Here is an 11223-nt window from a genome sequence, read left to right on the forward strand (position 1 = left end):
GGCCGGCGGCGACAACATCAGCAAGGCGATGACGACCCTCGAAGCCGAGAAGAGCGAGCTGGCGTCACGGCTCGCGGCGCTCGAGGAAGACCACGCGAATCTCCGCGCCGAAAACGCCGAGCTCCGCCGCACGGCCGGCGCGGAATGGGAAGAGGAACGCGCCGCCGACCAGCGTCTGCGCGAGCGCCTCTCCGAGCTGGCGTCAAACGTCGTCAGGCTGGCCAGGAACACGGAATCGGGATCGCCGGGCCCCTCCGTCCCGGCTCCTCCGGTTCGCGCCGAAAACAGCAACGGAGAGCATGCCGGCAACGGCATCGAACGCACCGGCATGCCGGACGACGAAGCCCGGCAGCCCGATGCGCGGCCGAAGCCGCCGGAAGCGGCGCGCCCCCTCGCCGGACGATCGCTCGCCGAACGCATCCGCGCCCTGCAGCATGCGCCGGCCCGCCAGGAAGCCGAGACCGTCAGGGATCTGTGAGGAACCAGTTGCCGCGGGTCTTCTCGCCGATCAGGCAGTCGACACGGGCGAGCGGCCTGGTCTCCGCCGCGTGCATGAGGCGTGGCGGCGTCCCCGCGATCTCGAGGACCAGCTTGCGGCGGATCGCCTCCGCGAAACCGGCGCGGTCGTGAACCGGGACGATGAAGGCGCCGGGCCCGCCGACGACGCAATCCTCGAAATAGATATCGAGATCGCGCATCCGTGCCCGGCTGCCGCCGTCGCGGATCATCACCGGCAGACCGTTGATGGCGATCCCCAGTCCGACCACCGCGTCGCGGCTCCGATCCACCGGCTCGCCCATGTTGTTCGGCCCGTCGCCGGAAATGTCGATGGTCCGCCTGAGGCCCCGCGCGCCGCTTTCCCGGAACCGGTCTGCCGCGAACCGCAGGATGGTGGAGATCGACGTGCCGAAGTCGCGATGGAAGGGCAGAGCTGCGATCGCGTCGGCGAATTCGCCGGCCGAAGCGGTACCGGAGACGATCGACCACGGCACCGCGACGTTCTGATACTGGGTGCCCGCCCACTCGATATAGGAAACCGCGATACGGCCGTGCACGCCCGACTCGATCGCCCGGACGACGTCGGGATGCCGGAAGGCGGCGACATAGCCCTGGCGCTGCAGGTCGGCCTCGCCGCGGTCCATCGATCCCGACACGTCGACGGCGAGGATGAGCTCGAGATCGACATCGACGACCGCCCGCGCCGGCGTCGCCACCACCACCGCCAGGAGCACGGCCGCCATGGCGGCGATGGGCGGCAGGCCGCGCGCCATGCTCAATTCCTCAACCATCGGCTGCGGGCCTTCTCGCCGACCAGGCAATCGACCCGCGGCGCCGGTGAATAGGCCGCCACCGGCATCACGCGCGGCCCGACGCCGGCGATCTCCAGAACCAGCTTGCGGCGGATCGCCATGGCGAAACGGCTGGGATCCTGGACCGGGATGACGAAGGCCCCCGGCCCGCCGATCACGCAATCCTCGTAGTAGATGTCGAGGTCTGGGATGTTGAAGGGGCCGATTCCGCCGACCGACTTCAGCATGATCGGCAGGCCGTTGATGGTGATGCCGTCGGCGACGAGGCGATCCCGCATCGCGACGACCGGAAGGCCGATATTGTTCGGTCCGTCGCCGGAGATGTCGATGGCGCGCCTGAGCCCGGTGACGCCGCTGGCCCCGAAGAGCTTCGCGGCGAAGCCCAGCCCCTGGGAGATAGAGGTGCCCCTTTCGCGACCGATCGGCGCCGCCCCCACCCGCCGGGCAAAGGCGCGCGCCTCCTCCCGGTTCGACAGCACCGCCCAGGGCACGACCACCGACTGGTGGCCCGTCCCCGCCCATTCGACATAGGTGACCGCGATACGGCCATTGGGGCCGGATTCGATCGCCTGGATGACATCCGGGTGGGTCAGCGCCTCGACATAGCCCCGGCGCTGGAGCCTGAGCTCGTCATAGTCCATCGACCGCGAGATATCGACGGCCAGCACCAGTTCGAGATCGACATAGCCGGCGGCGGAGACCGCCGTCGTGGACAGGACCAGCGCGACCGCCGCCGCCGATGTCCTGATCGGGTTGCTCGTCATGAGGCGCATCCGTTCGCCCGATTGAACGCCCCCCGGCTGTCTCCTCCCGGCCCGGACGATGGTAGCGCGAGTCGTCGCCCGGTCAATCGGAACCGGCATCCCCTCGCCCGCCGCCCGGCGCCGGTTTCCGTCACAACCTGCCGGCGATATGCTTTGACACGGCCCGGCCGGCAGGCTTGAGTGTCGATCGAGGGGATCGAAAACCGGAGACGAGGCGACATGTTCAAACCAAAACTCCTGTCGATCGCTGTTCTTGGCGCGGCAATCGGCGTGGCCGGCGCGGCCCAGGCGGCGAATTCCTTCGACCCGCTGGCGCCATGCAGCGTCGCGCTCGCCGAGGGCAGCGACGTCCCGGCCCTGGCCGTCGGCTTCTGGGCCTTCGGCTTCCTCGACGCCGCGACCGGCGAGGCCCATGAAGTCAACGTCGACCGGCTGAACACCATGATCGACGTGCTCACCAACGAGTGCCGCAACGCGCCGGGGACCCGGATGTACGACCTGGCCACCAGGCTGGCCCAGAGCCAGACGGACAACAATCCGGACGTCGCCGAAGCCGGCCGGGACCTGCTGATGCGCTTCTTCGATCCGAACGAGGATCTCCGGGCGCTGACCGCGTCGCTGAAGCCGGCGGCCGCCGACATACGCGCCGTCTATGCCGAGCCTCTGGCAAGCGCGCTGATCGCCAGCTACGAGCAGATGTACACGCCCGACGCGGTGATCCAGCCGAAGCCGGAGCACAAGCAGCTTCTCACCACCTTCACCACCACCGGCCATCTCAAGGCGGGCGACCCGGTGCTCGACGAGTTCCCGGGCGGCTACAAGGACGTGCTGGACTACTTCGTCGCCGACGTGCCGATCGGACGGTTCAAGTTCGTCGAGCCGGGCGAAACCCTCGGCCTCGCCTTCGACGGGCTGATCTTCGTCAACAACCGCTGGGTCTTCATGCCGAAGCCGTGGCGGGCCCTGGAGCAGTAGCCGCCGGCTTCAGGCCGGGTGGTCCGCGAGCCACCTGATCGCGGCGGCGTCGCCGGCCTCGGCCGCCTTGGTGAACCATCTCCGCGCCAGCGCCTCGTCCCTGGCCGTGCCGATGCCTTCGAAATAGAGCAGGCCGAGCCGGGCCATGCCTTCGGCAAGGCCGGCTTCGGCGCTCCTGCGCGTCCATTCGAAGCCCGCCGCGAGGTCGACCGGAACGCCCGCGCCCCCGGTCAGCGCATCCCCGAGATTCTTCATCGCCCAGGGGTCGCCGGCTTCCGCGCCGAGACGATACCAGCGCGCCGCCTCGGCATCGTCCTCCCCGACGACCTCGCCGCCCGCATAGTAGAGACCGACGGCGTTATAGGCGTCGCGATAACCGGCCCCGGCCGCCTTGCGGAACCAGGACAGCGCCTCCGCCAGGTCGGCCGCGACGCCCTCGCCCGCCTCGTAGAGCAGGCCGAGGTTATACATGGCGACGCCTTCGCCGAGATCGGCGGCGGCGCGGTAATAGTCTGCCGCCTTGACATTGTCCTCCGCGACCCCGAGCGCCTCGTCGTAGATATAGCCGAGCTTGGCCATCGCATCGCCGCGACCGAGCGCCGCCGCGGCCTCGAACAGGCGGCGGGCCTCCGAGTAGTCCCGATCGACGACGATGCCGTTCATGTAGAAGACGCCGAGATTGTGCAGGCCGAGGTCGTCGCCGGCATCGGCGGCGATGCGGTAGAGCCGCGCCGCCTGCTCGAGGTCGACCGGCACGCCCTTGCCGTATTCGTAGAGGCTGCCGAGGTTGGCGGTGCCGGTAGGATCGCCGCGGTCGGCGGCCTGGCGATACCAGTTCGCGGCCTCCGCGAGGTCGAGATCGACGCCATAGCCGTATTCATACTGGTAGCCGATATTGGTGAAGGCGGCGGGATAGTCCTGGGCTGCCGCCTTGCGGTACCAGTCGAGCGCCTTCGCCTCCTCTCCCGCGGCGTCGTAGGCGCGTCCAAGCTGGAACTGGAGACGCGGATTGCCGGGATCGGCGATCACCGCGCCGACGCAGGCGAGGATCGCGGCCTGAACGTCCATCGCCGACTGCGCCACGCCCTCCGCGATCTTGTCGCGGTCGGCGGGTCCGGCGGCGAGGCGGTCGCATGCCGTGACGGTCGGCGGCGCTTCTTCCGCCTCGACCGACGGCGTCGCGAGGGGCGCCAAGGCCAGCAATACAACAGTCAGTCTTGTCTGCATCCAATCCTCCGTTTGGCCGCTGTCCGGACTCGCCTGGCATGGAACCATGGCGGCGTCCGGGCGGCGGGTCAGGGGAGCCTTCGGAATACGAGCACGAGATTGTTGGCCGGCATCGCCACCGTGTCGGCCAACGCGAGCCCGGCCGCCGTCGCCTCCGCCGCGACGTCGCCCACGTCGCGCACGCCCCATTCGGGATTCCGGTCGCGCAGGGACCGGTCGAAGGATTCGTTGCTCCCGGCGGTATGAATCCCGCCGCGCTTGAACGGGCCGTAGACGAACAGGCAATCGCCGTCGCCGAGGTGGCGTCCCGCGCCCCGCATCAGCGCGCCGGTGACAGGCCATGGCGCGATGTGGAGGACGTTGACGCAGAGCATCGCGGCAAGGCCGTCGGCGGGCGGTCGCCCCGCCTCGCCGAATCGCCAGTCATCGTCCCGCACGTCGAGCAGGAATGGCGGCATGAGGTTGGCGAGCGACGCCGCTTCGCGGCGCGCGGCGGCCATCGCCACATGGGCGCTGCTCGGATCGCTCGGCCACCATGTCAGCCGCGGCAAGGCCCCGGCGAAGGCGACCGCATGCTGGCCGTAGCCGCTGCCGATCTCGGCCACGTCGCCATCGCGCCCGGCGAGACGAGGCGAAATCGCCTCGAGAATCGGACGATGGTTCCTGCGGAACGACGGCGAGTCGGGCAGGCCGCCGGAACCGCGACGGGTCCCGCTCTCGCTGGCATCGATGATGAATTCCGGTTGTTTCATGGTGCGTTAGGACGACTTTCAGAACGACTGCAATCGAAGGTTTCCCCGACATCCTCGGATGTTATCCTGCACGCTGGCAAATCGGCGGGGAGGCACCGGCATGGCACGGCAAGCGTATTTCGCGATTTCTGGCATCGGCCTCCTTGCCATCGTCATCGCGGCCTTCTTCTGGCCCTATGCGCTGTGGTTCCTCGTCCTGCTGGTTCCTTACATCGCGGTCGGAATCTACGACCTGTTCATCTCGGGCCGGAACGTCCTGCGCAACTATCCGGTGATCGGGCACATCCGCTATGGCCTCGAATTCATCAGCCCCGAAATCCGCCAGTATTTCATCGAGACCAACCAGAGCGGCCGCCCCTATAACCGCGAGGAACGGCACCTCGTCGAGAAGCGCGCGCAGAACATGCCGGGCTACCAGCCCTTCGGCACCCAATATGACATCAACGACATCGGCTATAACAGCGCCAACCATTCGCTTTCGCCGAAGACGGTTTCCGAACAGGACAGCCGCGTCACCGTCGGCGGCTCCGAGTGCAGCAAGCCCTATAACGCCTCGCGGCTGAACATCTCGGCGATGAGCTTCGGGGCGCTGAGCCCGAACGCGGTCCATGCGCTGAATGCGGGGGCCAAGATCGGCAACTTCGCCCACAATACCGGCGAGGGCGGCCTCAGCCCCTACCACCTCGCCGGCGGCGGCGACATCATCTGGCAGATCGGCACCGGCTATTTCGGCTGCCGGACCAAGGACGGCAACTTCGATCCCGAGCAATTCAGGGAGAAGGCCAATCTCGACGTCGTCAAGATGATCGAGATCAAGCTGTCGCAAGGCGCCAAGCCGTCCCATGGCGGCGTCCTGCCGGCGGCCAAGGTCGACGAGGAGATCGCCAGGATCCGGGGTGTCGAGCCGCATAAGGATGTCATCTCGCCGCCCGCCCACACCGCCTTCTCGACGCCGGAGGGCCTGTTGCACTTCGTCGTTCAGCTTCGCGAGCTCTGCGGCGGCAAGCCGGTCGGCTTCAAGCTCTGCGTCGGCAAGCATTCGGAATTCATGGGCATCTGCAAGGCGATGGTGAAGACCGGCATCACCCCGGACTTCATCACCGTCGACGGCGCCGAGGGCGGCACCGGCGCGGCGCCCGTCGAATTCTCCGACCGGCTCGGCATGACGATCAACGAGGCGCTGGTCTTCGTCCAGAACTGCCTCGTCGGCACCGGCCTCCGCGACAAGATGAAGATCATCGCCAGCGGCAAGGTCATCTCCGGCTTCGACATGGTCGAGAAGGTCGCGCTCGGCGCGGATATGTGCAACGCGGCCCGGACGATGCTGTTCGCCATCGGCTGCATCCAGGCGGTCCGCTGCAACACCAATACCTGCCCCTCGGGCGTCGCGACACAGGATCCGAAGCGCTGGCGCGCGGTCGACATCGACCTCCGCAAGGTCAACGTCGCCAACTACCACAACCGGACGGTGGAGAGCTTCCTCGACATCGTCGGGGCAATGGGCTTTTCCGATCCCGACGAGCTGACGCCCGGCGACGTCTATCGCCGGGTCGCCAACGAGCTGAACAAGCCCTACGACCAGATCTACGACTATCTCGAGCCGAGCCACCTGATCAAGGGCGGCGAAATCCATCCCGACTACCGGAAGGACTGGGACAAGGCGCGCGCGGAAGCCTTCTGATCACCGCGACGACACTCCGGGGTACCGCATATGCAAGGCACGGACTTCATCCTTCGCTCGCTGGTCGCCGATGACATCGGCCACCTCTTTCTGGTGCCGGGCGGTCTCGTCGACCCGTTCATGCCGGCCATCGGCCGGGTCCCCGAGCTGACCCCGGTCGTCGCGGCGCAGGAAGGCGGCGCCGCCTATATGGCGGACGGCTATGCGCGGGCGAGCGGCAGGTTCGGCGCCTGCCTGTGCATCGGCGGACCGGGCGTGACCAATACGGTGACCGCGCTCTCGGCGGCGCTGACCGACGAGTCGCCGGTCCTGCTGATCACCGGCGAGGTGGCCAATTACATGGAAGGGCTCGGCCTCTTCCAGGACGCCAGCGCCGGCACCTATGACGACAGCCTGATCCTCGCCCCGGTAACCGGCGAATCCTACAGCATCCCGGACATCCGGCTGCTGCCGCAGAAGATGCGCGGCGCGGTCAAGCGGATGCTCGACGGCGTCCGCATCCCGGTCCATCTCAGCATCCCGAGGGATGTCCAGACCGGCGAGGTCGACGTCGCGCCGGTACCGCTGGCCGCCGACCTCCTTGATTCGGAACCGCTCGATTCACGCGCCGCGGCGCGTATGTGGACGCTGCTGCGGGATGCCGGCGCCGCGCCGCGGGTGGCGATCCTCGTCGGCGGTGGCGCCATATCCGACGACACCTCCAGAGACCTGATCAAGGCGGCGGAGCGTTTCGCCATTCCGGTCGCGACCACCGAGCATGCCAAGGGCATCTTCCCCGAGGACCATCCGCTGTCGCTCGGCGTCTTCGGCTATGCCGGCACCCGGCATGCGACCGACGCCATCCTCAACCAGGAGCTCGACCTCCTGATCGTCCTCGGCGCGACGCTGAATGTTCGCGACTCGATGTACTGGTCCGACCGGATGAGGCCGAAGCTCGGGATTCTGTCGGTGAATATCTCCGCGGTCCATGTCGACTGCCACAGGCCGAACGAGCATTTCGTCCGCGGCCATGGCGGCGCCTTCGCGCGATGGCTCCTCGCCGCCGACGAGACCGACGCCAGGCCGCTTGCCGACGGGATAGCGGCGCGCAGGGCCTGGCTCGAGGCGGTGCGCCAGGAGGAGCGTTATTACGACATCGCCAACACCACCAGCGACCAGCAGCCGATCCATCCCGCGCGGATGCTGGCCGACACCCGCAAGACGATGCCGCGCGATACCATCGCGATCGTCGACAGCGGCGCCCACCGGGCCTTCGCCGTGCATTACTGGGACAGCTACGGCCCGCGCCAGTTCATCACCGCCTCGGCTCTCGGGCCGATGGGCTGGGGCATCGGGGCGGGCATCGGCGCCAAGGCGGCGCGGCCGGATTCGCCCGTCGTCGTCTTCACCGGCGACGGCTGCATGCAGATGCACGGCATCGAGGTGCAGAGCGCCGCGCGTTTCGGCCTGCCGGTGATCTATGTGGTCAGCAACAACCAGGCGCTCGGCAACGTATGGCTGAGGATGCGCAAGCTCGGGGCCGTGCCGATGGAGCTCACCGAGACCGTCGACCACGACTGGGCCGGCTTCGCCCGCTCGCTCGGCGCCGAGGGCGCGACGGTCCGCGAGGCCGGGGAGCTCGTGCCGGCTCTGGAAAAGGCGCTCGCGTCGAACAGGACGGTCGTCATCGACGTCAAGACCGACCGCGCCGCGGGCACGCCGGTCGAACCCTATGCGGAAGCGAAAGCCGCCTGGTCCTATCACGAATGACGGAGATGCCGGCATGGCCGCCCTGCCCGATCCCACCGCGACGCTGACCGGCGAAGGACGCCGCATCTACGAGCACATCAAGGCGCGGCTTGCCGCCCGGGGCGTCGACCACCTCGGGCCCTACCTGCCGCTGCTCCACCATCCCGAGCTGGCCAGGGACATCGAGGAGCTCGGCTATTACTACAAGTTCGAGGCCGAGCTGCCGCGCGACGTCTACCAGTTCATCGTGCTGACATTCGCCAGGCGTTCCGGCGTCACCTTCATCTGGGAGGATCACGTCGCGGCGGCGAGGAAGGCGGGACTGCCCGAGGCGGTGATCGACGCGATTCGATCGGGCGCCGCGACCTTCGCCGCCCCCTATGATCTGGTCGCCGAGACCACCGGCTATGCCTTTGCCTGCCGCTCGATTCCCGAGGCGCTGCAGAACGAGGTGATCGCCAAATTCGGGGTCAAGGGCCTCATCGAGATCGTTACGCTCTGCGGCTTCTATACGATGATCGGCATGGTCAACGGCTGCTTCGACGTTCCGCTGCCGACCAGTGGAGGACATTGAGATGGCTATCCTCGAAATCCTCGTCGTCGGGATCGTGGCGACCGCCTGCCTCGATATCGGACAACAGATCTACCGGCTGGCGACCGGCATGCCGATCACCGACTGGGGCATGATCGGCCGCTGGGCGGCCTACCTGCCGAAGGGGCAGGTGGTCCACGAGAATATCGGCAAGACGCCGCCCGTCGACGGCGAGCTCGCGCTCGGCTGGATCGTCCACTACGTCGTCGGCATCGGCTACGCGGTCGTCTACCTCCTCCTGATGTGGTTCATCCTCGGCATCGAACCCGGCTTCATCCCCGCCATGGTCTTCGGCGCGCTGTCCGTCTCGGTGACCTGGTTCGTCATGGAACCGATCCTCGGCGCCGGCGTGATGGCGGCGAAGACGCCGAAACCGCCGGCGGCGATGGCCCATGATTTCGCCAGCCACCTTTCCTTCGGCTTCGGTCTCTTCCTCGGGGTCGTCATATCCCGTTCGTTGTTCGGCGGATAAGGACAACCCGAAACACTTTGCCGACGGCCATCGACGGCGCCCTGCTTCCTCGCGTATCGTGTCGGGAGGGAACGGGAGGAATCGATGGCGGAAAAACACAATGTCGCCCCGCTTGCCAGGGACGCGATGGCCTATGTTCTTGCCGGCGGCCGCGGCAGCCGGCTGCTCGAGCTGACCGACAAGCGCGCCAAGCCGGCGGTCTTCTTTGGCGGCAAGACACGGATTATCGATTTCGCGCTGTCGAATGCGCTGAATTCCGGCATCCGCCGGATCGCCGTCGCCACGCAATACAAGGCGCACAGCCTCATCCGCCACCTCCAGCGCGGCTGGAACTTCCTGAGGCCGGAACGGAACGAATCCTTCGACGTGCTGCCGGCCAGCCAGATGGTCTCGGAAAGCCAGTGGTATGCCGGTACCGCCGACGCCGTCTACCAGAACATCGACATCATCGCGAGCTATCGGCCGCAATACCTCATCGTCCTCGCCGGCGACCACATCTACAAGATGGACTACGAGCTGATGCTCCAGCAGCATGTCGAGACCGGCGCCGACGTGACGATTGGCTGTCTCGAGGTGCCCAGGATGGACGCCACCGGCTTCGGCGTCATGCATGTCGACGAGAGCGACCGGATCATCTCCTTCCTGGAGAAGCCCGCCGATCCGCCCGGCATGCCGGACAAGCCCGACATGGCGCTCGCCTCGATGGGGATCTACGTCTTCGAGACGGGCTTCCTCTTCGACCAGCTCCGCCGCGACGTCGACGACCCCGGGTCGAGCCACGATTTCGGCAAGGACCTGATCCCCCATATCGTCGCCAACGGTCGCGCCTTCGCCCACCGCTTCACCGCCTCCTGCGTGCGCTCGGACCATGAGACCGAGGCCTATTGGCGCGACGTCGGCACCCTCGACGCCTACTGGCAGGCGAATGTCGACCTGACCGACGTCGTTCCGGCCCTCGACCTCTATGATCGCTCCTGGCCGATCTGGACCTATGCCGAGCTCACGGCCCCGGCGAAGTTCGTCTACAACGACGAAGGGCGGCGCGGCATGGCCGTCGATTCGCTGGTCGCCGGCGATTGCATCGTCTCCGGCTCCGCAGTCAACCGGTCGCTGCTGTCGACCGGCGTCCGGGTCAACTCCTACGCGAAGGTCGAGGAGGCCGTGATCCTGCCTTACGTCAATATCGGGCGATCGGCGCGGCTGAAGAAAGCCGTCGTCGATCGCGGCGTGCGGATCCCGGAGGGCCTTGTCGTCGGCGAGGACCCGAAGAGCGACGCCGAACGCTTCCGGCGGACGGACGAAGGCGTCTGCCTGATCACCCAGAAGATGATCGACGAGCTCGCCAGATAGCATGACGACGGTCCTGTCGGTCGCCTCGGAGGCCTTTCCGCTGATCAAGACCGGCGGACTCGCCGACGTCGTCGGCGCACTGCCGGCGGCGCTCGCCGAATATGACATCGACATGCGGGTGATGCTGCCCGGCTACCCCGAGGTGATGGCCGCGCTCGGCGAGCCGACGGTGATCCGGCGCTACCGAAACCTCTTCGGCACCAGCGCCCGCATCCTTGCCGGCAGCTTCGACGGCCTCCATCTGGTCGTCCTCGACGCGCCGGGCTTCTTCGACCGGCCGGGCAATCCCTATGTCGACGCGAACGGCGTCGACTGGCCGGACAACTGGAGGCGCTTCGCGGCATTCGCCCGGGCCGCGGCCGATATCGGCAA

At 67.5% G+C, this 11223-nt stretch carries 11 protein-coding genes and 1 pseudogene; 8 read left to right on the forward strand and 4 right to left on the reverse strand.

Annotated elements, in window-relative coordinates; genetic code table 11:
* Positions 1–478: pseudogene (locus KDJ86_RS04460) on the forward strand (hypothetical protein); the annotation flags it as partial.
* Here the strand turns inward: KDJ86_RS04460 and KDJ86_RS04465 are convergent.
* On the reverse strand, positions 465–1289 hold the full coding sequence (locus KDJ86_RS04465) for a DUF1194 domain-containing protein (RefSeq protein WP_291743451.1): 825 nt from the start codon (positions 1287–1289) through the stop codon (positions 465–467). The pseudogene KDJ86_RS04460 and the gene KDJ86_RS04465 sit on opposite strands and share 14 nt — an antisense overlap.
* Complete coding sequence (locus KDJ86_RS04470) at positions 1274–2074, reverse strand: DUF1194 domain-containing protein (protein WP_291743453.1); 801 nt, start codon at positions 2072–2074, stop codon at positions 1274–1276. The genes KDJ86_RS04465 and KDJ86_RS04470 overlap by 16 nt, the downstream gene beginning before the upstream one ends.
* A gap of 219 nt (positions 2075–2293) precedes the next feature.
* Here KDJ86_RS04470 and KDJ86_RS04475 point away from each other — a divergent pair, with 219 nt between their 5' ends.
* Positions 2294–3049: a hypothetical protein gene (locus tag KDJ86_RS04475; protein ID WP_291743456.1), complete on the forward strand. Its 756-nt coding sequence runs from the start codon at positions 2294–2296 to the stop codon at positions 3047–3049.
* Positions 3050–3058: 9 nt separating this feature from the next.
* Here KDJ86_RS04475 and KDJ86_RS04480 read toward each other — a convergent pair whose 3' ends face one another.
* Entirely contained in the window at positions 3059–4276 is a 1218-nt protein-coding gene (locus KDJ86_RS04480) for a tetratricopeptide repeat protein (protein WP_291743458.1), read from the reverse strand.
* Positions 4277–4344: 68 nt separating this feature from the next.
* Entirely contained in the window at positions 4345–5028 is a 684-nt protein-coding gene (locus KDJ86_RS04485; RefSeq protein ID WP_291743461.1) for a DUF938 domain-containing protein, read from the reverse strand.
* 100 nt (positions 5029–5128) lie between these two features.
* On the opposite strand from KDJ86_RS04485, the gene KDJ86_RS04490 reads away from it, so the two are divergent.
* From KDJ86_RS04490 to KDJ86_RS04515, 6 genes are all read left to right on the forward strand, one after another.
* Positions 5129–6709: an FMN-binding glutamate synthase family protein gene (locus tag KDJ86_RS04490; protein ID WP_291743463.1), complete on the forward strand. Its 1581-nt coding sequence runs from the start codon at positions 5129–5131 to the stop codon at positions 6707–6709.
* Positions 6710–6739: 30 nt separating this feature from the next.
* Complete coding sequence (locus KDJ86_RS04495) at positions 6740–8458, forward strand: thiamine pyrophosphate-binding protein (protein ID WP_291743465.1); 1719 nt, start codon at positions 6740–6742, stop codon at positions 8456–8458.
* Between the two features lie 13 nt (positions 8459–8471).
* Positions 8472–9011: a carboxymuconolactone decarboxylase family protein gene (locus tag KDJ86_RS04500; RefSeq protein ID WP_291743467.1), complete on the forward strand. Its 540-nt coding sequence runs from the start codon at positions 8472–8474 to the stop codon at positions 9009–9011.
* A gap of 1 nt (position 9012) precedes the next feature.
* Positions 9013–9501 (forward strand): DUF2938 family protein, encoded by a 489-nt coding sequence (locus KDJ86_RS04505; RefSeq protein ID WP_291743471.1) that lies wholly within the window; start codon positions 9013–9015, stop codon positions 9499–9501.
* 84 nt (positions 9502–9585) lie between these two features.
* Complete coding sequence (glgC, locus tag KDJ86_RS04510; RefSeq protein ID WP_291743473.1) at positions 9586–10851, forward strand: glucose-1-phosphate adenylyltransferase; 1266 nt, start codon at positions 9586–9588, stop codon at positions 10849–10851.
* Position 10852: 1 nt separating this feature from the next.
* On the forward strand, positions 10853–11223 hold a 371-nt coding region (locus KDJ86_RS04515; protein WP_291743476.1), incomplete at its 3' end, for a glycogen/starch synthase.

This window comes from Bauldia sp., assembly GCF_020442045.1.
GTDB lineage: Bacteria > Pseudomonadota > Alphaproteobacteria > Rhizobiales > Kaistiaceae > Bauldia.